The sequence below is a fragment of the Rhizobium sp. CCGE531 genome (assembly GCF_003627795.1).
GTDB lineage: Bacteria > Pseudomonadota > Alphaproteobacteria > Rhizobiales > Rhizobiaceae > Rhizobium.
Genome location: NZ_CP032687.1, coordinates 113,048 through 134,852 on the forward strand (window position 1 = coordinate 113,048; position 21,805 = coordinate 134,852).

22 protein-coding genes and 1 pseudogene are annotated in these 21,805 nt (G+C 59.8%); 12 read left to right on the forward strand and 11 right to left on the reverse strand.

The features are described 5' to 3' along the window. Window positions 1-247 precede the first annotated feature (247 nt). Window positions 248-706 (forward strand): phasin, encoded by a 459-nt coding sequence (locus tag CCGE531_RS30320; RefSeq protein ID WP_120670733.1) that lies wholly within the window; start codon window positions 248-250, stop codon window positions 704-706. A 626-nt stretch (window positions 707-1,332) separates the two neighbouring features. Beyond that, a complete protein-coding gene (locus tag CCGE531_RS30325) occupies window positions 1,333-1,638 on the forward strand; it encodes a DUF982 domain-containing protein (protein ID WP_004112697.1) in 306 nt (101 codons plus the stop codon). Between the two features lie 623 nt (window positions 1,639-2,261). Here the strand turns inward: CCGE531_RS30325 and CCGE531_RS30330 are convergent. Beyond that, on the reverse strand, window positions 2,262-3,515 hold the full coding sequence (locus tag CCGE531_RS30330; RefSeq protein WP_004112704.1) for an ROK family transcriptional regulator: 1,254 nt from the start codon (window positions 3,513-3,515) through the stop codon (window positions 2,262-2,264). A 271-nt stretch (window positions 3,516-3,786) separates the two neighbouring features. Between CCGE531_RS30330 and CCGE531_RS30335 the strand changes: the two genes are divergently transcribed. The 7 genes from CCGE531_RS30335 (at window position 3,787) to CCGE531_RS30360 (ending at window position 11,479) form a co-directional block, all read left to right on the forward strand. Further along, window positions 3,787-5,253, forward strand: a complete 1,467-nt coding sequence (locus tag CCGE531_RS30335; RefSeq protein ID WP_004112705.1) for an extracellular solute-binding protein — start codon at window positions 3,787-3,789, stop codon at window positions 5,251-5,253. Window positions 5,254-5,326: 73 nt separating this feature from the next. Beyond that, the gene (locus tag CCGE531_RS30340) at window positions 5,327-6,256 is read left to right on the forward strand and encodes a sugar ABC transporter permease (protein WP_065091861.1); all 930 of its coding nucleotides are present in this window, start codon (window positions 5,327-5,329) and stop codon (window positions 6,254-6,256) included. A gap of 1 nt (window position 6,257) precedes the next feature. After that, entirely contained in the window at window positions 6,258-7,088 is an 831-nt protein-coding gene (locus CCGE531_RS30345; RefSeq protein WP_004112708.1) for a carbohydrate ABC transporter permease, read from the forward strand. Window positions 7,089-7,118: 30 nt separating this feature from the next. Further along, the gene (locus CCGE531_RS30350) at window positions 7,119-8,144 is read left to right on the forward strand and encodes a Gfo/Idh/MocA family oxidoreductase (RefSeq protein ID WP_004112709.1); all 1,026 of its coding nucleotides are present in this window, start codon (window positions 7,119-7,121) and stop codon (window positions 8,142-8,144) included. 77 nt (window positions 8,145-8,221) lie between these two features. Then, window positions 8,222-9,388, forward strand: a complete 1,167-nt coding sequence (gene ugpC / locus CCGE531_RS30355; protein WP_004112713.1) for a sn-glycerol-3-phosphate ABC transporter ATP-binding protein UgpC — start codon at window positions 8,222-8,224, stop codon at window positions 9,386-9,388. A gap of 172 nt (window positions 9,389-9,560) precedes the next feature. After that, window positions 9,561-10,070, forward strand: coding sequence for a hypothetical protein (locus CCGE531_RS35020; protein WP_240535384.1), 510 nt, complete (start codon window positions 9,561-9,563; stop codon window positions 10,068-10,070). Next, a complete protein-coding gene (locus tag CCGE531_RS30360) occupies window positions 10,052-11,479 on the forward strand; it encodes a methyl-accepting chemotaxis protein (RefSeq protein ID WP_240535385.1) in 1,428 nt (475 codons plus the stop codon). The genes CCGE531_RS35020 and CCGE531_RS30360 overlap by 19 nt, the downstream gene beginning before the upstream one ends. Before the next feature lie 413 nt (window positions 11,480-11,892). Here CCGE531_RS30360 and CCGE531_RS30370 read toward each other — a convergent pair whose 3' ends face one another. From CCGE531_RS30370 to CCGE531_RS30395, 7 genes are read right to left on the reverse strand one after another with little or no spacing between them, the layout of a single operon-like run. Continuing rightward, a complete protein-coding gene (locus CCGE531_RS30370) occupies window positions 11,893-12,939 on the reverse strand; it encodes a HoxN/HupN/NixA family nickel/cobalt transporter (RefSeq protein ID WP_120670735.1) in 1,047 nt (348 codons plus the stop codon). After that, entirely contained in the window at window positions 12,932-13,630 is a 699-nt protein-coding gene (gene larB, locus CCGE531_RS30375; RefSeq protein ID WP_004112720.1) for a nickel pincer cofactor biosynthesis protein LarB, read from the reverse strand. Before larB ends, CCGE531_RS30370 begins: the two co-directional genes overlap by 8 nt. Beyond that, on the reverse strand, window positions 13,627-13,992 hold the full coding sequence (locus CCGE531_RS35325) for a hypothetical protein (RefSeq protein ID WP_004112722.1): 366 nt from the start codon (window positions 13,990-13,992) through the stop codon (window positions 13,627-13,629). Before CCGE531_RS35325 ends, larB begins: the two co-directional genes overlap by 4 nt. A 36-nt stretch (window positions 13,993-14,028) precedes the next feature. Further along, entirely contained in the window at window positions 14,029-14,433 is a 405-nt protein-coding gene (locus tag CCGE531_RS35330) for a hypothetical protein (protein WP_004112724.1), read from the reverse strand. Further along, window positions 14,430-15,734: a LarC family nickel insertion protein gene (locus tag CCGE531_RS30385; protein WP_120671007.1), complete on the reverse strand. Its 1,305-nt coding sequence runs from the start codon at window positions 15,732-15,734 to the stop codon at window positions 14,430-14,432. Before CCGE531_RS30385 ends, CCGE531_RS35330 begins: the two co-directional genes overlap by 4 nt. A gap of 14 nt (window positions 15,735-15,748) precedes the next feature. Next, complete coding sequence (gene larC, locus CCGE531_RS30390) at window positions 15,749-16,279, reverse strand: nickel insertion protein (RefSeq protein ID WP_120670737.1); 531 nt, start codon at window positions 16,277-16,279, stop codon at window positions 15,749-15,751. Next, window positions 16,279-17,946, reverse strand: coding sequence for a hypothetical protein (locus tag CCGE531_RS30395; protein WP_245459599.1), 1,668 nt, complete (start codon window positions 17,944-17,946; stop codon window positions 16,279-16,281). The genes larC and CCGE531_RS30395 overlap by 1 nt, the downstream gene beginning before the upstream one ends. Window positions 17,947-17,999: 53 nt before the next feature. Here CCGE531_RS30395 and CCGE531_RS34550 point away from each other — a divergent pair, with 53 nt between their 5' ends. Both CCGE531_RS34550 and CCGE531_RS30400 read left to right on the forward strand, forming a co-directional pair. After that, complete coding sequence (locus CCGE531_RS34550) at window positions 18,000-18,191, forward strand: hypothetical protein (protein ID WP_162944118.1); 192 nt, start codon at window positions 18,000-18,002, stop codon at window positions 18,189-18,191. A 365-nt stretch (window positions 18,192-18,556) separates the two neighbouring features. Continuing rightward, window positions 18,557-18,895, forward strand: a pseudogene (locus tag CCGE531_RS30400) (carboxymuconolactone decarboxylase family protein). 63 nt (window positions 18,896-18,958) lie between these two features. Here CCGE531_RS30400 and CCGE531_RS30405 read toward each other — a convergent pair. Continuing rightward, a complete protein-coding gene (locus CCGE531_RS30405; RefSeq protein ID WP_120670739.1) occupies window positions 18,959-19,279 on the reverse strand; it encodes a DsbA family protein in 321 nt (106 codons plus the stop codon). Here CCGE531_RS30405 and CCGE531_RS30410 point away from each other — a divergent pair. Continuing rightward, complete coding sequence (locus CCGE531_RS30410; RefSeq protein ID WP_004112765.1) at window positions 19,278-20,423, forward strand: ISAs1 family transposase; 1,146 nt, start codon at window positions 19,278-19,280, stop codon at window positions 20,421-20,423. The genes CCGE531_RS30405 and CCGE531_RS30410 overlap by 2 nt on opposite strands. Here CCGE531_RS30410 and CCGE531_RS30415 read toward each other — a convergent pair. Both CCGE531_RS30415 and CCGE531_RS30420 read right to left on the reverse strand, forming a co-directional pair. After that, window positions 20,410-20,724: a thioredoxin domain-containing protein gene (locus CCGE531_RS30415; RefSeq protein ID WP_081598422.1), complete on the reverse strand. Its 315-nt coding sequence runs from the start codon at window positions 20,722-20,724 to the stop codon at window positions 20,410-20,412. The two genes, CCGE531_RS30410 and CCGE531_RS30415, sit on opposite strands and share 14 nt — an antisense overlap. Before the next feature lie 283 nt (window positions 20,725-21,007). Next, a complete protein-coding gene (locus CCGE531_RS30420) occupies window positions 21,008-21,799 on the reverse strand; it encodes an amino acid ABC transporter ATP-binding protein (RefSeq protein WP_004112771.1) in 792 nt (263 codons plus the stop codon). Window positions 21,800-21,805 lie beyond the last annotated feature (6 nt).

Here is a 21,805-nt window from a genome sequence, read left to right on the forward strand (position 1 = left end):
TGGCATCGAGTTTGCACGTACTCGTCGTTAGGCGGCAAGAAGCAGCCAAGTATATGGCCGCCTTCCTAAACCAGGCGGTAACGGAGCCAATTCGGATCTCTCGGATCCGTTTCTGAAGAACGGCCGTCAAACTGAGTTCCGCATTTGTCCATGTCCAAACTGCCAGGTGATACTCTCAGGATCAAATTTTTCAACAATATCGCCGTGCCTAGCGACATTAACAAACAACGTGAGAAGGAATAGCACTATGAGCACCAAGGTTTCAGAAAGGTCCTTTGAAACAATCGAAAATTCAGCATCATCGCCTCTGAAGGTGGCCGATCAAATCGGGGCATCCGTAGAAAAGGGGAACAAACAGTTGACCGAAGCTTTCTTTAAATTCGCGTCGAGCGCTGAAGAGGCGCAAAAAATACTCACTCCGATCTTCGAAACCGCAACGCTGGCCGGCCGCGAATTGTCGCTTAAGTCCGTCGCTGCGTTGCAGGCGAATGCGGTGGCCGGTTTCTCGCATTTGCAAGCGTTGTTCGGCGCGAACTCGCCGTCACAAGTCTTCGAACTCCAATCGGCGTTCCTGCACAAGCGCGTAGACACCAGCATCGAGAATGCCAAGGAATTCCGGGCACTGGCGAGCAAGGCAGTGGCTGAGATCGCCAAGCCGATCAACAATGCATTTGACAAATTTTTGGCGGACCTCAAGGCAGTATAAATTGGCTGGCCAGTGCAACAACGTCCTATGGGACTGTTGTACCCTCCGTCTTAATTAGGAGGAAGACGAGCGCTACCCTACGATCTGTTGTGTTCGCAATTTCAATCGACGGATCATGATCCTAGTTTCGTTTAGAGAATCCAAGGCCACTAAAGAATTGTTTGACAGAAGGAGCCGTGGGATGTGATAGCGCTTAATTGCCGAAGCAAGGAAACTGACGCGGTCGCAGCCTCGGCAATAACCGCTTTTTTGAAGTGGTCGTCGGGAGGCGCGCGGCTAGCAAGGGCTTAGTTGCTCGATACCTTGCGCCATCCTGATCATCGCAGCTAACGACGACTCTCCCGTTCTACGATCGTCAGTCGGTGCGATCTTCGCAAGGGAGCGGCTTGGTTGGCCGCACCACGCACGATCAGAGAAAAGGCTTTGCGATTATTGCCGTAGGCGGTGGCAAGTTTCACGATATCGCGTCGCATCGTAACAGGCGACGTTTGCCACCCGCTCTGCCTTGAGGGTCGCCCCCTGCTGGCTCGATCAAGGCGACTTCGCGTCGTTCCGACTCTTGAACGCGCGAAAGTTATTCCAATATTTGCCGGATGGTCACAGGTGACATTGGAAAGGAAAATAGGATGCCGATAACCGATGTCTCCTGGACTCGTCTGGTCACTATCCGACTGCAGTGTGGTCTTGAGCGGACGTTTGCGGGCGTTTACGATGCTTTGGATTTTCTCGAAAACGAATGGCCATTGCGTTATGGCGAGCGCCATCAGCGTGCCATCAGGACCTGTCGCGGTGCCCTCAATGGCGGCGTAGCCGCCGTCGTTGCACGAGAGGCATTCATGGCCGCTTGCCTCGAAGCCGGCATGGTGGCCCCTTTGAAAGCCAAGCCGAACGCCCACCCGGGACGAATCGCTCGGCGGGCTCTCGTCCAATGATTTGGATGGTCCCGCTTTGCTCAAGGCTGGACTTGCGCTTTCAAGTCCAATCCAGATCGCCCCCGTCGACCGTCTGATGAAGGCTAGTTCCTTGGCGGTGTGGTCGACCTTGGCGACAACGGCCGGTTGATCATGCACCGAAACGAGCAAGGTGTGAATGAGTGCGCTTGCCGAGCAGCTTCGCGTAGCGCAGACGTATCTCCTTCTTGTCGATCTCACATTCGATACATTATTCAACGAGCACGGCAAATTCGCAGTCGTCTATCGGAGTTGCACGAGCGCGCGCGTGCAATCGACGTTCTGCAATCTAGCGATCGCCGGCACTGCATGTTGTCGTTCCCCCGATCGAACTAAGAGCCGCTGGGATAGCAATCCGATCAAGCGATCAAGCAGCCGCTACTTGAAGCAATACGCAGACCATGATTGGCCCTTACGCCCTTATCGATTGCCTCACGGAACTTTCATTGGGTATCCGAGATTGTGCTGGAGAAAGACCCCTCCCAGACAAAGCGCGAGCGGCCCGCTTGTGCGGCGAGATCGATAGTTTTGTGACCTCCCGACAATTGAAACCACAATGGCTCAGCCGCGTCGTTGGCCGTTTCGCCGCCGGGATCGTATCCCGCCTAGATGACGAGCTTCAGGTGGCTGGACAAGACCAAGCCAGCGGCCCCTCGCAATGCCGTATGACCTTCTCCGATGCCATTCAGCGTGATCGAAATCTCCTGGTTCGGTCGCTTCTTGACCAACCGTTCGACATGTTGCCTGACGCGTTCGGCCGCGTCCGCGCCGCCGCCTGCAATGTCCCCATGCAGCACATAGGAGTTGAGTGACAGGGTCTGCTGCAGGTTGAGGATCCCGAAGGCGACGTTTCTGGTATAGCGGTCCAGCAGACCATTCGCAGCTTCGGCGCCTTCTGCTGCCTCTTTGACGAGGCGAGCACAGGTGACGCTTTCAGGGTTTGCGAAGCCAAGTCGGGCCGCTTCACGCCGCAGCCAGGGTAGGGCGGCGACTGTTTCCCAGCATCCGTGCTTGCCGCAATTGCAGAGTTCCCCATCGATTTGCACGACGGTATGGCCTAGTTCGCCGCCGGAGCCGGCAAGGCCCCGGTAGACCCGTCCGTCGATGTAGAAAGCGCCGCCCAATACCTCACCGGTATAGATCGCCGCGAAGTTTTGTTGGCCCCGTCCCGGCCCGAACCACCGGTCGCCAACGAGAAGCGCGCGCGGATGATGGTCGATGACAACAGGCAATGAGAAATGCGCCTGCAGGATATCGACCAAGTGGAGGCCAGTCAGAACGGGCGCAAGATTGACGGCGAGGATCACCCCGTTGTCGCTGTCGATCATGCCCCCCGAGGCGATGCCGATCCCGAACGGTGCCTGGTGGGCTTGGGAAAGCGTCGCGGACAAGGTGTCCTTGATGATCGCCAGGAACGCACCCCTATCGCCATGCGGATCGAATTGCGCTTTGGTGAGGGCTTTGATATCGCCGCTGAGCGTCACAAGGCATGTCTGGATCCTGCCGGGCAAGAGAAGCACGGCGCCTAGCATTGGTGCTTCAGGATTGAAATAGATCGGACGCGCCGGCTTACCGCCCTTGAAGTCTGAGGGCACTGCGTCGCCTTCGACGAGCAGGCCCTCCTCGATCATCGGCTGGACGATTCCCGTGATCGTCGTGCGATTGACGCCCGCCAGACGGGCAAGCTCGGCGCGGCTTTTCGGACCGTTGTCGTACAACGCCTGCAGCACCCGACCGCGATTGATCTCGCCGAGGGTCGACTGCGAAACGAGCCTTACATTGCCACTTTCGCCAGCAAGCGTGTCCTTGTTGGGACCGCGCTGCCCCAGCGAATAGGATGGCTGATTCTCGAACTTCAACTTGCATCTCCGATTTGCCAGCCCCGTCGTTCTAGCTTGAGAGCGCTTGCTCGACCAGATGGCGCTTGATGGCTTACCGCAACAGATGCGGAGGCTTTAGCCGCGGGAACGCCCGAACGCACCTTCTTGACAGTACCATAAGTTTGTGCGAAGTACAAACAAACTGTTGGCAATGGCAGATGAGGGGTAACAATCGAACTCGAGCTCGGCGCCGTGAAGGTTTCCCGTGGTCGGATGAGGTTGGATTTAAGAACAACTGAGGAGGCACCACATGACATTCGATATTGGAAATATGTCGCGCCGGAACATGCTGAAGTCGGCATCTGTCGCCGCTCTCTTGGCATCGAGCGCGGGCGCGCTTGTCGCGCCACGGCGTGCGTCTGCCCAAGACGCGAAGACCATACGCGTTCTGTCGGTCGAAGATCCATTCTTCTTCTCGATGAAAGCCATGATCCCGGAATTCGAAAAGGAAACGGGCATCAAGGTCGAGCTCGAAAGCCTCTCTTACGACGCGTTGCAGACCCGCCTTGTCTCGGCCTTCGTCGCCAAGACGTCGGACGCGGACGTCATCGCGGTCGACCAGATGTGGCTCGGGCAGTATCTCGACAACGGCTGGATCATCTCGCTCAACGACTACATCGCCAAGGATAGCGATATCGATCTCGCCGACTTCATTCCCGAGGTCCTCTATTCGTCGAACATGTGGCGCGGGCAGATCGCCACACTGCCGGTTGCGGCCTATGCGCAAGGGGTGATGTACCGCAAGGACATCTTCGACAGCTTCGGCATCGCCGCGCCACCGACAAAGGCCTCTGAAGACTGGACATGGACGAAGTACATCGAGACGCTGAAGTCGCTCGAAGGCAAGTCCTTCGGTGGCAAGCCGCTCTTCCCGACGGTGATCTGCGGATCGCAGCCGTCCCCGATCACCCATATGTTCACCCAGCTTTCCGCCAGTCACGGCGCGAACTGGTTCAAATCCTTCCCCGGCGCACCGTGGGACTTCTCGCCGCAGCTCACAGGTCCTGCCTGGTCAAAGTCGCTCGAGGTCTACCGGCAGCTTTACAAGCTCTCGCCGCCCGAGGCGATCAATTACGTCTGGTTCGATGCCGGCACCCGTTTCGCCAAGGGCGATATCGGCATGTTCTACTGGTGGACGCCGTATTTCTACCTGGTCAAGAACTCCGGCTACATGACCGGCAAGAAGTCCGATGTCATGGACAAGTATGCGACCGCAGCCCTGCCGAAGGCAGATGGCGTGGCGCAGACAGTCAGCCTCGGCGGCTGGAGCCTTGGCGTCCCGTCGAGTTCCGACCGGCAGGACAACGGTTACGCCTTCATAAAGTGGGCGACGTCAAAGGCGACCCAGAAGAAGATGGCTGAGTGGCCGGACCTCAATTTCCAGTTCTCGGATTTTGCCCGCAAGTCGCTCTACGAAGACGCGGACGTCAAGAAGATCTATTCATACCTCGATGTCCAGTACGACATGATGAAGCAGGGCAACGGCAAGATAACGCGTCCGCCGGTTCCGGGTTATACCGCGGTCGAAAGTGTGCTCGGCCTGACGCTCAACCAGCTTCTGACCGGCAGCGAAGATCCGAAGACCGCGCTGGAGCGCGCCAACAGCCTCTTCGAAAGCATCCTCAAGGGCAATCTGATGATCCCCTACCAGAAGGAAAGCTACGCTGACACGCTCGACGGCGCCAAGGCGCTGATCGGCAAGCTCGGCAAGGCGTAATGGAATTCTTCTCGGGCCGGCGCGGAAACGCTCGCGCCGGCGGTCATCCGCCAAGAAGAACTGGACTTCGACGATGCACACGACAGCCATTCGCTCCTTGCCAACGCTTACGCCCGTCCGGCGCGGCTTCGTCCGCCGCAACCTGCCTTACCTGTTGATCGCGCCTTCCGTGATTATGCTGTTGGCGCTGATCGCCTACCCGCTGCTCTTCGCTCTCAAATCCAGCTTTTACTTCTGGAACTTGCAGGTCGGGCCGCAGCCTTTGGCTTTCGTCGGCATCGACAATTACGTCCAGGCGCTCAATGCGTTCGATTTTCGCGCCGCACTTACCAACACGCTGATCCTTTCGGTGCTCGGCACGGCGATTGAGTTTTCGCTCGGCCTGGCGATCGCACTGGTGCTGCTCAAGGCGCTGCCCGGCATGAATGTCGTACGCGCGCTGCTGATCCTGCCAACCACGATCGCGCCGATCGTCGTCGGCTTCCTGTTTCGCTATCTTTATGATCCGGGCGGCGGTCTCGTGACCTGGGTGCTGCAGTCGCTCTGGCTACCGGTGCCGGCGGAGGGCATCCTCGGGTCACCGACGACTGCGCTTGCCGCCATACTCTTCGTCGACATCTGGCAGTGGACGCCGTTCTTCGCCATCGTCCTCTATGCGAGCCTGCTTTCCGTTCCCGACGAGATCATCGAGGCGGCGCGTCTCGATCGCGCATCGGCCTGGACGATCCTGATGCGCATCAAGCTGCCTCTCATCCGGCGCACCGCGACCATCATCGTCATGCTGCGCTTCATGCAGATCTTCAACACCTTCGACACGGTGCTGGTGCTGACCCGCGGCGGGCCGGGGACCTCGACACGCACACTCGGCTATTCGCTCTACGAACAGGGTCTGGTGAACTTCAATGTCGGGTTGGTGAGTGCCCAGACGTGGATCACGGTGCTGATCGTCAACGTCATCATCGCCCTCTACGTGTTCTTCGCCTTCCGCAATGAGGAGTGGTGACATGGCCAGCCGCAAGACCTTCTATACTGCGCTCACCTATGCCGCCGGCCTCTTGTTCCTGGCGGTCTTCATCGGCCCGATCCTCTGGTTTCTGGCGCTCGCTATCCGGCCGGCAGAAACAGCGTTCGCGATGCCCCCGCAAGTGACCTTCGAACCGACGCTGGATGCCTTCCGCCACATCCTCGTCGATCCTGGCACGAACGCGCCGCAACTCGTGAACTCGCTCATCGTGGCGATCGGCGCGGTGTTGCTTAATCTGCCGTTCTCGGTGCCTGCCGCTTACGCGCTCTCGCGCTTTAAGATGCGGGGCAAGAAGAACATCATGCTCTGGTATCTCGGCCTGTTGATGGCGCCGCCGATTGCCTTCCTGATTCCGTATTTCGTGTTGATCACGCGGGTCGGCCTGCAAGGTTCGTATTTGTCGATGGTGCTGGTGCTGCAGACGTTGACGATCCCGTTTTCGGTCTGGCTGATGAAGAGCTTTATCGACGAGGTGCCGGCGGAGCTGGAGGAGGCGGCCCGCGTCGACGGCGCCCGCTGGCACACGATCATGTGGCGCATCACGCTGCCGATCGTCCGCCCCGGGATCATTGTCACCTCGATGTTCGCTTTCGTCTTTGCCTGGAACAACGCGGCCTTCCCACTGGTGCTGAGCTCGCGTTCAACCGCCACCCTTCCGATCGGAACGCTCGGATATTTCGCCACCAGCGGCGTGACCTGGAACTACATCGCAGCCGCCGCCGTGCTCGCGATGATCCCGCCGATGATCATCTTCCTGGTCTTCGACCGTTACGTCGTGCGCGGTCTCACCTTCGGCTCGGTGAAGGGCTGATCTTTTACGGTTTGAATGGAGTCATATAAAATGAGCAAACTTCGCATCGGCGTCATCGGCGCCGGCCTTTGGGGCAATAACCACGCCCACACCTTCAACGTGCTGCCGGAGACCGAACTGGTTGGCGTCTGCGACCTCGACGAGGGCAGGGCGCTGAAGATGAAGGAGAGTTTTGGCGCAATCGAAGCGTTCACCGACTATCAGAAGCTCATCGCCAGCGACCGGATCGACGCGGTGTCCGTCGCCACACCCGACTTTACCCACACACCGATCATCCTTGCAGCGCTCAAGGCCGGCAAACATGTCTTGAGCGAAAAGCCCCTCGCGACCACCGTCAAGGAAGCAGAAGAGATCGCCGAGGCTGCCGCAAAGTCCAAGGGCAAGTTGATGATCGACTTCCACAATCGTGTGAACCCGATCCTGGCGCAGGTTCGCGACATGATCCAGGAGGGCCAAATCGGGCTTGCCAAGCACGGCACGGCGCGCCTTTCCAACACGACCTTCGTTCCCTTCGAAATGCTGAGCTGGGCCGCGAAATCCTCCGCACTCTGGTTCCTGGGCAGCCATCTGGTCGATGTATTGCGCTTCATCCTCGAAGACGAGGTGACCCGCGTCTACGCCGTGGCCCGTTCCGGGACGCTTGCCGCCGGCGGCGTCGACACCAAGGATTTCCATGCCTCGATCCTCGAATTTTCCAGAGGCACTGTCGTGACCATGGAAAACAGCTGGATCCTGTCGCGCGACAACCCTTCGCTTGTCGATTTCAAGGTGGAAGTCGTCGGCGAAAAGGGTCAGATCCAGGCTGATCCCACCCATAGCGGCGGCCTGCGCCGTATCGTCGATGGTGGCATGCGGTTCAACGACTACATCGGCATGACGCCGACGGGTGCAACCCGCATCGGCGGCTTCGTGCAGGAATCCATCGCGCGCTTCGTCGATAGCGTCGTGCGTGGCGTGCCCCTGCTTGCCGACGCCAATGATGGGCTTGCCAACACCAAGGTACTGGCTGCGATTGAGGAGTCCGTCGCCAGCGGCAAGCCCGTGACCATCGGCTGATGGCGTGACCAATCTTACGAGGCACGCCATCCGACCCGATGACTTGCCTCGCCACGTGATACTGGGAGAAGAACTATATGGCGTCCATGACCTTTGACGGGATTGGAAAAACCTATCCGGACGGGACCGTCGCCGTCGCCAATGTGAGCTTCACGGTCGGCGACGGTGAATTCGTCGTGCTGGTCGGACCGTCGGGCTGCGGCAAATCTACGCTTCTGCGGATGGCGGCCGGGCTCGAGCAGCTCAATAGCGGCCGGCTGCTTATGGACGATCAGGATGTCACCAACACCGAGCCGCAGGACCGCGACATCGCGATGGTATTCCAGAACTATGCGCTGTATCCGCACATGACGGTCTACGAGAACATGGCCTTCGGCCTGCAGCAGCGCAAAATGCCGAAGGACAAGATCGAGAAGCTTGTGCGCGACGCAGCCGAGATGCTCGACCTTACGAAATACCTGAACCGCAAGCCGGGCGCGCTCTCCGGCGGTCAGCGACAGCGCGTCGCGATGGGTCGGGCGATCGTCCGTCATCCGATGGCATTCCTGATGGACGAACCGCTGTCCAATCTCGACGCCAAGCTGCGCGTCCAGATGCGGGCCGAGCTCAAGCTTTTAAACCAGCGTCTTGGCGTTACTACGCTCTACGTCACCCATGACCAGGTCGAAGCGATGACGATGGGTGACAGGGTTGCTGTGCTGAAGCCTGTCGCTGATGCCGGCGAGAGCAACCTGCAGCAGATCGACACGCCGCAGCGGCTTTACGACCGGCCGGCGAATTTGTTCGTTGCCGGTTTTATCGGTTCGCCTGCGATGAATTTCGTCCGGGCCGACCTTGAGGCGGACGGGGCAAGCCTGCGCGCGACGATCGCGGGAACCGGGATTGCGTTTCCGGTTCCCGCGAGTGCCGCATTGTCTGCCTATGCCGGACGGCAGGTGATCGCCGGGATACGCCCGGAAATGTTTCTGGTGTGCAAAGAGCATGAAGCGCTGTTCAACGAGCCGATCCCGGTTGCCGAAGCGCTCGGCCCCGACACCTTCGTCTTTTTCGACATTGCCTCTCCGCCCGTCGACATCAGCGACGTGGAGGATCCGCCAGAGTTCAAACGAAAGGGCACGAACCGGCTGGTGGCGCGTATCCCGCCAGTATCGACGCCCGCGCCCAACAAGCGCCTGCCGCTGACCGTCCATCTGGAAAAGCTGCACTGGTTCGATCCGCAAACAGGAGCTGCCATTCGCGACTGACCGGATGAAACGAGCAAGCGCTCGGATTTCCGGTCGTCTTGCCTGCCTCCCAGGGCGACTGGGGCTGTCGTCGTTCAGGTCTCGGCGGCAGCCCCTTTTTTTAGTGGCTGGCTTTTTGGAACCCCGTGTTTGCGAACGCGGATATCAACATCATCTCAAAGGGGAGTGGCGTGTGAAACACGTTCCAATCGTTGGCAAGTTCTTCGTCGTTGTCGGCATGTTCGGGCTGGTGGCCCTCGGCCTCTCCCTCTACGAGACCCGGGAGTTGTTCAGGATCGACGCAGCCTACACCGACCTCCTGACAAAGAACGCAGCCGCCGCCCTTCACCTGGCCCAATCCAACCGAAGCCTCCAGACAGCCCGCGCCAATATCGGCGACATGATCATGGCGCGCTCCAAAGACGGCAGGGTGCGTGCTGAAGAAAGCCTCAAGGAGGCGCAGGAAAGCTTCGTCGCCTCCATGGATCTGGCGATCGCCGCGTTACCGGCGCAAGCCGACTTGCCGCCGTTGAAGACGGATGGGTTCGCAATCTTGACGACGACATGCGGTGCGGCAATCGCTGTTGGCCGAACGGCAGACAGCGAGGCCAGCATCGCCATGGTCCAGCAGCTCTTTCTGAGCATGTGCCAACCGGCATTCGCGGCAATATCGCCGAGATTTCAGTGGCGGCAGCCAAGATGATCGAGGATGCCGACCAAAAGCGCAGCGACGTTTCCGCCTTGGCCTCCGATACGTCGAAAAGGGCAATGGGCGGCGCCGTGATCGCTTTGGCAGCGGTGCTGGTTCTGGGCGTGCTTGCCGTTCGCGCCTGGATCGTCAAGCCGATCCGGCGGATCGCCGACACGATGACGACGCTGGCGGGCGGCAATCTCTCGGCAATTGTCGAAGGAACCGATCGTCGCGACGAGCTGGGCATGATGGCGAAATCGGTGCAGATATTCAAAGACAATGGGTTGCGAGCACGCGAGATGGAAAGAGACGTCGAAGCTGGCCGCGAGGCGCGCGAGCGCGAACGTGTGCGTGCGGAAGAGTTAGAGCGGGAGCGGGTAAGCAAGATGACGGAGGCCACCTCCAGCCTTGCTGAAGGTTTGAAGCATCTTGCCAGTGGCGACCTCACGTTCCGACTGGAACAACCGTTTGCCAGCGAATTCGAGCAACTGCGCGCCGACTTCAACGCTGCGCGCGAGCAATTGGCAACCGGCCTCCGGACGGTGGCAGTCGCCACTGCGGCGATCGATGGCGGTACATCGGAAATAAGCCAAAGTGCCCTCGAGCTTTCCAAGCGGACCGAGCAGCAGGCGGTCTCTCTTGAGGAAACCGCCGCCGCCCTTGATCAGGTTACACAAGGAGTTTCGAATTCCTCCAGGCGCACCGAGGAGGCCCGCCGCGCGGCAGCGGACGCGAATACGTCGGCACGCAATTCTGCGGCCGTGATGGCAAAGGCGATCTCGGCTATGCAGGGCATCGAACATTCGTCCAACGAGATCGCGAATATCATCGGTGTCATCGACGAGATAGCGTTTCAGACGAACCTGCTTGCCTTGAATGCTGGCGTCGAGGCATCCCGGGCCGGCGAAGCCGGCAAAGGTTTTGCGGTTGTCGCCCAGGAAGTCCGAGAACTTGCTCAACGATCTGCCCAGGCGGCCAAGGGGATCAAGGAACTGATCCGCAATTCGACGGGCGAAGTGAGTTCCGGGGTAAAGCTGGTGCAGGAAACGGGACGAACGCTCGAAAAGATTGAGGAGGAGGTAGGCCTGATCAGCAGCCAGCTTTCTGCCATTGCGACGTCTGCAAACGAGCAGTCCGCTGCCCTTACGGAGATCAACAGCGCTGTGAACCGGATGGACCATGTCACCCAGCAAAACGCTTCCATGGCCGAGGAATATACTTCGGCAAGCACATCGCTGGCAGGGGAGGTCCGGCGTCTGCAGGATATCGTCACCGAGTTTCGGCTCGACGCCTCTGAGGACCTTTTGCAAGCTTTTGAGCGGTCAGGCGACCTTCCGATGTCGGCAGGTTCGCCCGCGCTACGTCTCGTCGCTGATGTCAAGGGTGCTTTGGAGGGCTCACGCAAGGTTGCCGAGCATTGATACGACGGCCCGCTCCTAAGCGGTCGCGCCCTAGGCATCGGTGCGTTTCTGAATGGTTATGGCCTGGGCGGACAGGTCGTAAGTTGCAAGCGGCCTTCGAACAGGTTGGCGAGCCAGGATTCCACGGACGAGGTGATCAGTTCGCAAAAGGTGTTTGATGCCCAAATGGATACTCTCACCGATTGAAAGGTCTTGCCTGCTGTGGATAGCGCTCGGCAGAAGCATCGCAGAAATCGCGTTGTTGGAAGGAAAGAGCGAGGCAGACATCCGATCCTATCTTGAGCAGGCGGTCACCTCGGTCGGCGCGAGCTCTATAGAGGACGCGCTGAGGAAGATGAACTTCCATCGACCGTTACATTGATCTCACGGCAAATATGGCGGCGTGCTTCGCTTGGGTCGAGTACGTTCCCTTCTCAAGATACGTTCGCGTGAATGCGGTCATAGCCTTTCATGCGATAGATCATTGCCGAAACGACCCAACTCGCGATGAAGATGCCCACGACACCAAAGCCGAGATTTTCAAGGCTGTCGTTAAAGGTGGCGATTGCCTCCCACAAAGTGCCCCGCAAGCCGAGCTTGTCGGAAATCAGGCCGAGCGCTTCTGCGCCTCCGATTAAGATCGCGACAATCACCGAGGCGGCGGTGACCGTCAGATTGTACCAGAGCTTGCGGGCGGGGTTCATAAGGGCCCAGCCGTAGGCGCCCGTCATCAGAGCGCTGTCCGTCGTATCCATCAGCGACATGCCGGCTGTGAAGAGGGCCGGGAACACAAGGATCGTCCAGAACGACAAGCCTTGCGCGGCCTGCGAAGCTGAAACGCCCAGCAAAGCGATTTCCGTGGCGGTGTCGAAGCCGAGGCCTAAGAGAAAGCCGATCGGATACATATGCCAGGAGCGTGTGACCACCTTGAAGGTGCGGCGAAAAACGCGGGCCAGCAAGCCTCGTCCAGCCAGCAGCGCATCAAGGTCCTCATCGACAATTTCCTCGCCACGCCGCGCTCGCGAAAAGGCGTCCCAGATAGGTTTCAGGATAACGAGATTGGCAATTCCGATCACCAGCAGGAACAGTGCTGAGACGGATGTGCCGATTACGCCGCCAATGTCGTGGAAACCCTCAGTCTGGCTCTGCATTGCATAGGCGGTGATGGCAACGGCAAGCGACGCCAGAACGACGATGCTGGAATGGCCGAGCGAAAAGAAGAATCCAACCGAAAACGGCTGCCGACCCTCGTGCATAAGCTTGCGCACGACATTGTCGATCGCGGCGATATGGTCTGCATCAAACGCGTGACGGACACCGAGCATATAGGCGACAAGGGCCATGCCAAGCAGTGCCGGTCGATCGGAGAACGAAGTCCAAGCCCAGATCCAAGCCAGGACGTTGGCTGCGACCAGCAAGGCATAAACGATGGCAATTTTTGTTTTGGCGTAAAGCGGTTCGTCATCGAAAGGGCTACGCATTCGGACGTCCCTTGCCATCTTGAACAGACACCCGCCGGACCATGCTGAGCGCTCGGAACGCCGCACAGGCGGCGCCGTAGCCATTGTCGATGTTTACGACGGTCAGTCCGGGCGCGCATGAGGCGAGTGCCGCGTGCAGGGCGGTTTCTCCTCCGTTCGACACGCCGTACCCGGTCGATGTCGGAAGACAGATGATCACGCCGGGAACGAGCCCGCCGAGCACGCTGGGAAGAGCGCCGTCCATGCCTGCAACCGCGACGATAACGGGAAAAGTCCGCAATTCCTCGACCCGCTCCAGTAACCGCCATAGGCCTGCGACGCCGATGTCGATGAACTGTCTGGTCGGGGCGCCGAGATAAGCCAGCGTTCGCAAGACCTCGGCGGCCTGGGGCATGTCCGAACTTCCGGCCGACACGACGGCGATATCGGGTGCTTGCTGTTCGGCAGGCGGGGTCCAATTCAGGAATGCTGTCCGCGAGATGGGGTCGTAGTCCAATCGTTCAAGATAGGCCGGCGCGAGGCGACCAAAGACCTCCGCCTCGAGGCGCGTCAACAGACAGCGTGTGCCGCGCTCTAAAACGCGGTCCATGATCGTGGCAAGCTGCGCATCGGATTTCCGGGCGCAGAGTACTGCCTCATCGAATCCCACGCGCTCTGTGCGCTGGAAATCCAGCCGGACTTCTTCGTTCATGAATTTCGCTCCCGCAAAAAGGCGCTGCCTCGGGCGTATGCCTGGAAATCGATCGGCCGTCGACTACCGAACGCCTCTGAAATCTGCCCCACGAGGCGCGCGCGACTATCGCCAGAGAGTTTCGACAGCGTCGGTTCATCGAGTTCGACAACCACCCCGGTTTGCCGCACCCTGCAGCGCACCGTTCCCGGCGAGAGCTCGCGCCGCAGCAGCATCTCGACCCGATCGATGGCTTGCAGGATCTCGGGTTCGATCCTGAGAGCCGTCTCAACGCGGCTCGACAGGCAGGGCGCTGAAGGCAGTTCGGCGAGGTCAGCAAGATCATAGGCGGACGCCATGGCACGGACATCTGCCTTGGACATGCCGGCCTCGACAAAGGGATGACGTACACCATTGGCTTAGGCCGCCTTGAGGCCAGGGCGCCAATCGCCAAGATCGTCCGTGTTCGTGCCGGAAAAGAGCTGCGCTGCCGAAAGCGAAGACAGGGTGCCGTAGAGATTGGACTTGCAGAAGAAGCAGCGGTTCGAGGGATTGGCGAGATAACGTTCGTCGGCAAATTCCCCCGCATCGATGATCCGTAGGTCCCAGCCATGACGGGCTGCATAGTCTTTGACCCGTTCGGTGGCGCTCAGGGGAACGGCGGCCGAGGCGGCGTGGAACATGATCACGTCAGCTCCCATCCGACGATGCGCCACAAACGCGAGCGTCATACTGTCGACGCCGCCGGAGACAGCCACGGCCGCGTGCCGGGCGCTGTCGAACACGGCATTGAGACGGGCGAGAGAGGTTTCCTTCGCGATCATGACTTTTGCTCCAGCGCCTCAGCTTCGGCCCGGCGGCGCAATTCGGCGCGGGCTTTGTGGCTCCGATCAACGCCTTGGGCGTCGTCCATTTCCGCCTTGGCCGTCATCCCACCGGGCCGGTCGGCGAGCTTCACCCTTATCCCGTCCTCGGTTGTCACCGACTGTCGCGGCAGGACCGTGCGCGCTTCGATCCGGCTGCGCAGGCCAAGCGTCGTGGTCTGCCGCAGGCAGAGCGCTCCGATTGCGTCGATCGCATCCACGCGCGCGAGAACCTGAACCGAGGCCATCATGCGGCCCTTCTTGCCGAAGGTCGGCGTCTGGGTCACGTCGATCACACCTTCGGCCGCGCGAACAAGGTCGAGGGCGACGGCCAGTTCCTCGCCGGTCTGGTCGTCGATGTCGAACTGGATGACGCCGACCCGATCCTGTGCTGCACCCTCCTCGGTGAACGCCAGGATGCGAAGCACGTTGCTCATGCCGGGCAGGCGTCTTGTGCCGAAGCCGATACCGGTGCGTTCGAGCAGTCGAGGCGACGACCCGAGGCTTGTCGCGGGCGAGAGATGGGACAGGATCGCCGCTCCCGTCGGCGTGATGCGCTCACCGTGGCGACCGTCATCATGAAAGGCAAACCCGCGCAACAAAAGAGTCGTGGCGGGAGCGGGAACGGGCAGTCGCCCGTGATCGGTCTCGACCCAGCCTCGCCCGATCGGCAACGAACCCACCGACCAGCTTTTGGCCCCAACAGCGTCGATCAACCTAGCTGCCGCCACGATATCGGCAATCGAATCCCAGTTGCCGACTTCATGGAAAGCTACGTCACCGACGTTTCTGCCGTGTACTGCGGCTTCGGCCACGGCGAGTTCGTGGAAGATGGCTATGGCCGCGCGCTTGACGCCCTCCGGCAAACGGCTGCCGTCGAGCATGGCGCGAAGGTCGCGCCAATGGGTGTGGTGATGGTGGTGGCTGTGGCTGTGGTCGCCATTATGGACATGCTCCTCATGAGGATGAGCATGTCCATGTTCGTCATGGTGATGATGATGCGCATGGCCATGTCCTTGAGAATGGCGATGAGGATCAGGACCGGAAGCTTCCTGTTCGGAGCCGGTCTTCGTGACGTCAAAGCGGCTGCCGGTCAGCACGCCATCATTGTGTGCCCGAAAGACCGCCTGCACGTCTTCGTCCAGACCTGCCAGACGAAGATTTCTCTCTACCGTTCCAACCAGCTCGGGCCATGCGTCCAACATCGCGGCGACGAACATGTCGCCGGCGATGCCACCCAGAACATCAAGATGGATATGCATGAGGCCCACCTCCTTCATCGTTCCGAATGCTGCCAACCGGACAGGTCGACGTGCAGGGTCTCGCCAGGTTCTGCCGATCCGACGCTGGTCTCGATCGCCGCCTTCAGCACTGCGACCGGTATAGGCAGACGATCTTTCATCTGCTCCGCAATCGCCACGAGGTCGTCATGTTCGGCCTTGGCCCGCATGAACACGCCCTCGCTCAGGATGCGTTTGAGGCGCAGCGGAAAGCTTTGTTCACCGCCGTTCCACGTTAGCCGAAGTTGCGTCCGATAACGCCTGATGTCGAAATGCTTGTACTGGGATTCGAGAGCCCGATAGCCCCAGATTCCGAGGTCACCGACCAGCAGGCCGGCGAAGTCCGGCTCGTCTTCGGCGTTTATGTCAACCAGCAGGACATAGGACGGGCGGCCCTTCTTGCCCAGACTCGGAAGGAGCTGGACATTCTTGGCGCCCATCTCGCCCATCTTCTCGATGACGTGCCCGAGCAACTCGCCCGGCGCGTCATCGATCTGGGCCATCAGGAGGATGACGCCGCCCGCCATCAGAACGCCATGGATTCGACGGCGACCAGGGCGGCTGCCTCTGCCTTGGTCTTGGTGCCGGGAATGCCGGCGGAAATCAGGCCTGCCGACTGGGCTTCGCCCGTCGCATCCGACGCACTCATCTTGCCCATGGCGGCGGCGACGACGGCCGGGATGGTGACGTTGATAATTACATTGCCGGCGAGCAGCAGTTCGCTGGCGATCGGCGCAAGTGCGGTGAGGAACGGCGCGCGTTCCTTGCCGATGCCCTGCGCGACTTCGGGGATCACGGCGTTGATGATGCCTTCCATATGGATCGTCTCGTCGCCGACGGTGACTTCGGCGTCGAGCGCCGGATCGAAGGCAAGCCAGCGCGCCGCCATCTTGCTCGATCGCCGCGCACCCTTGCTGATCCTGGTGAAATGAACCTTGATATTGGTACCCTTCACCTTGCTCAGGAATTCCGACCCGCGTGTCTCCACCAGTAGCTGGCGCTCCTCGTCCATCGCGCGGACGATCTCGCCGACGCTCCTGCCCGCCATGAGATCGTCATAGCTGCGCGCCGCACGGGCATGCAGCGCCTTGGTGACCATGGGGGTGGAGGACATGATCATTGCATCGGTGACCGGCCCGTTGCAGATCTGCGTCGCCTTGCGGGCAACGATGTTCATCGCCACCATCGCAGTTTCCGGATCGAAGCTGAAGCCAAGGCGACGGGCACGTAGCGCGCGCGCCACGCTCTGTTCCGTCGAACCATCCTGCAACAGACACATCAGCGCAATGACCGCATCGCCGCAGATATGGCCGAGCGGCGGATTGACGGGACCCGCGCCCGCGCCGCAGATCCCTTCTTCGAAGACCGAGACGATTTCATCAAGCGCCATGATGCCGATCACGGTCGGCCCGCCGATATCCTTGAGGATCAGGCCGAGATCGCCGATCAGCCGTGCGGTCTCGACTTCCTTGCCGGTGATGCGGACATGTATTTTCTCGGGCAGGCCGGCGGTGCGAACGGCGGATCGCCCCGCGACGAAAGCACTGGTGACCTTGCCGTAGGGGCCATATTCCTCGGCCACGTCGGCATCCGAATGGATGATTTCCAGGATCGCCGCCGCGCCAAAAAGGGCTGAGAGGAACTTCTGGCTGGGCATGCCGGCGCCGGACATAGCGTCCATCATCGCCTTGGTCCCGATGGCAGCCCCTCGTTCGGCCATGCCGGGAAAAATCAAATCCTCGCCCAGCGCGCCGTGGCCGACCATCACGCCGCCGCCCACGCCTTCCGGAATGTCACGGCCCTGGACCGGCGAGAGCTCCCCCTTCATCATGGCTTCGTAGACGGCCGCAACGGCGGCGAAACCCGAGATCTTGTTGTTCATCTTCGCCGTCGGCACGGCGGCAAGGCCGGAGCGGCTGACGCCAGCGATCATGCGCGCCGAAGAGCCGAGCTTGCGGTTACCGGCAGGAATGCCGACCTGGGCGTTGGCGCCGCAGAGATAGAGCAGCGTTGCCGCGATCAGCGCCGCATTGGCGCCGTCGGCGCCGGCTGCCGTGGCGACAGCAATGCTCTTGGTCAGAAGGTCATCGATCGGCTGGCGCACGGCATCGGCGAACTTGACTTCCGGGCTTATGCCACGACGCAGTTCGGCCGCGATGACGTTGCAGACTGCAACGACCGGGATGTTGAGCATGCCATGGCCGCCGGTCAGGGCCTCGACGCGTGGTCAACCAGCCGGGATTGGCATTGGCCGCCATGACCGAAGCCAGAATCACCTTCTCGCGTTCGGCCGAAAATCTCGACATTGGTCCTCTCCCTTTATTTCCGGCGGGCAGCGATCATGATCCGCAACAGCCGAGCGTCGAAATCAGCCAGTGGCTTTTCTCGCAACGAGCGCGCACCGTCCGTCGATCTGCCGTATGCGCGGCGCGCAGGTAACGTCAGGGAATATCACAGGGTCATTATTGCGATAAGTGGCACTATCTCATGTCTCCATGAGCAACATTCATAATGGCGCGCTGCCCTGTTAATATTTCTGAAGCCCCCGCAGACAATGCGGGCCCATTCGGCTTCGCGTATTTGGGCCGCCGCTCAAGGTCGTCTCTCCAACTCGCGGTCTCTCTGTCCAAGGGTTGTCCGGCAACAAGCATGATTGGTGCTCATGGGTTCGTGAAATCATACCATTTCAGTTGATGAAGTTTTCTCCATACTCCTTTCCGAGATGTGGTCGCGGCCTGACCAAAGATGAAGGCTGCGGCTCTTACATCGCGTTGCATCAGCCCAAATTCACGGAGAACTTTCGAATGCTCGACTGGGAAAAATACCGGCAGGAACTGTCCTCACGCGTAACCGAACTTGGCCGGCTTTCGCCGGCGACACTTGAGGGCGTTCGTACCCTCGGTGGCGCAGGTCAGAAGAGCGGTCGGTTGGACGCCAAAACCCGGGAACTGATCGCCCTTGCCGTTGCGGTGACCACGCGTTGTGACGGCTGCATCGCCAGCCATACGTCCGAAGCAGCGAAAGTCGGCGCCACGCGGGAGTAAATTGCCGAGGCACTTGGGGTCGCGATTGCGCTCAACGCCGGTGCAGCTTTGGTTTATTCGTCGCGCGTGCTGGATGCCTTCGATACCGTCGCCGGCTGAGCACGATACGAAGGAAGTGCGGAGAAGGAATGGGCCTTCTCCGCCAGTCAACCAAATGGGAGGTCAATGCCCATTCAGAGCAGCGGCAATTGCGCTGCGCATCTCCTCAAGGCTCGGCGCCCCAGTGATTTTCTTGCCGTTGACGAAGAAGGGAGGCGTTCCCTCTACCTCGAATTCGTCAGTCGCCTGGTCGGTGAGCTTGTTCAGACGCTCAAGGATGGCCTGGTCCGCCACTGCCCTGTTGAACACGTCTTTGTCGATCCCAACGGAGCGTCCGATTTCACGCAGTGTCTGTTCGATGCACGGCTCTGAACTCGGGTTAACGTTTCTTCCCTGAACGGTTTGGGTGTGATTCGAGAGTGTCGGTGATTTGGAGGCCGACATGTTTGAAGACGATCGCCCGCGGCTGCGGGTTTTGCTGGACCATTTTAGTCTCGTTGAGGATGAGCGGGAGCAATGGCGGGTCGCCCATCCGTTACCCGAGGTGCTTCTTCTGGTCGTTTGCGGGACGATCGGCGCATGCGACGATTTTGACGAGATCGTCGAATGGGGAGAGGATAACCTGGCGTTTTTACGTCGGTTTCTTCCCTATCACCATGGCATACCGGGTTCGCGCTGGCTGCGCATTCTGCTCAACCGGATCGATCCGGACCTGTTTTCGAACTGCTTCATATCCTGGGCGGCGACGCTTCGACCCGATGCTCCGGCGCTGGTGGCGATTGACGGAAAGACCTCGCGCGGCAGTCATGACCGGGCCAACGGCCGGGCGGCGCTGCATCTCGTCTCGGCTTTCGCCACCCGTGAACGGCTGGTTCTCGGACAAGAGGCAGTGGCAACGACAAGCTGTGAGCAGGACACCATCCCCTTGCTGCTGGAACGGTTGGCCGAAAAGGATCGCCTGAAAGGCGCGCTCGTGACCATCGACGCCATTGCCTGCAATGCCAAAACCGCCCAGGCGGTGCTCGATGCAGGCGCTGATTACCTCCTGGCGGCCAAGGCCAATCAGCCCGGCCTGATGGGTGAGATCGAGCGCTTCTTTGCCGACGCTCCGGCAAACCTCACCTCAACCGTGACCGAAGTCGACAAGGGCCATGGCCGGGTCGAAGAGCGGCGGGTCACCGTCTCCACTCAAATCGACTGGCTCTCCGGCGACAGGCGCTTTCCCGGCGAATACCGCTTCCCGTCCATCGCCACCATCGTCAAGGTGCAAGCACAAGTCTATGAAAAGTCCAGGCAAAGCAGCCAGGTCCGCTTCTATATCTCCTCACGGTCGATGACCGCGCTCCAGTTCGCCGAGGCCATACGTGGCCATTGGGCCATCGAGAACTCCCTCCATTGGGTACTCGACGTCACCTTCAACGAGGATGCCGCCCGATCTCGAACCGGGCATGGACCAGCCAACATGGCCGTCGTCCGACACTTCGCCATCAACATGGTTCGAAGCCATAACGACAAGCGCAGTATCAAACTCAGACGAAACAAAGCAGGCAGAAACCCACAATACATGGCCGAAATCATCCGAGCATGACTGTTAACCCGGATTCAGCGCCGTGCTGTTCGATGTTGCTCGATTGCACGATCTCGTCATGCCTTGCATAATAGGCATCCAGGATTTGCTGGGACTTCGGTGCGGGCTGCCGTTCGGCAAGCATCAAGATGACCATGTCCACATTGTTGCGCACAATTAGTCGGAAGACAATCCTGACCTTACCGGTGCGGACGAATTCCTCTTCGATCTGCAGTGCGACATGCGTTCGGTATTCGACGCGATGGGGGCAGGTCGGCGACGAGTATTCGATCACGGTGACGGGTGCTGAGGCGGAGCCAATCGGCGGTCCGCACGCCCTACGGGTGCATCATGTCCCCCGCGTTAGATGCGGTTGGAAGGTTGCCAATCCAAACACTGAGAATTCCCGCGGCGAGGCGCGAGAATAGAAACTTGGCCAAGATATGAATGTCTCCGGATGATTGCCGGTAAGTTCAGGGCGTCAGTGCTTGGATTTAGACCGCCTCAAACAGATGTCCGTGCAGTCCCGAGTCGGTTCGTCACTGACACTGCTGTGTCATCAAATGCTATACGGCCAGTGCCCAAACTTCAACGGTAGCTATTGCCTAGTGACCCAAGATCTGACTGAGGAATGCGCGCGTGCGTTCCGATTGCGGCGCGCCGAAAAATGCCTTGGGTTCGTTCTGTTCTACGATTTGACCCCGATCCATGAAGATCACCCTGTTGGCCACCGCTTGGGCAAAACCCATTTCATGGGTGACGCAGAGCATGGTCATGCCTTCTTCGGCAAGCGCGATCATCGTATCGAGCACTTCCTTGATCATCTCTGGATCAAGCGCGGAGGTCGGCTCATCGAACAACATCAGCCGCGGCTTCATGCAGAGAGCTCGCGCGATCGCCACGCGCTGCTGCTGCCCGCCGGAGAGCTGACCCGGATATTTATGCGCCTGATCCGGTATTTTCACTTTCTCAAGAAAGTGCATGGCGAGTTCCCTGGCTTCCTTTTGCGGCATCTTGCGGACCCAGATCGGTGCGAGGGTGCAGTTCTGAAGGATCGTCAAATGCGGAAAGAGATTGAAATGCTGGAACACCATTCCGACTTCGCGGCGGACTTCCTCGATCTTCTTCAGGTCGTTGGTCAGTTCGATACCGTCGACGACGATCTTGCCGGCCTGATGTTCCTCAAGCCGATTGATGCAGCGGATCATGGTTGATTTTCCGGAGCCGGACGGTCCGCAAATGACGATCCGCTCGCCCCGCTGCACGGTGAGATTGATGTCGCGCAGGACGTGGAACTCGCCATACCACTTGTTCATGGCGCTAATCTCGACGGCGATATCTGCAAGACTTGGCCGGTCGTCCTGTAACGACGCCGTTTTCATCATGATGTTGGTCATTATGAT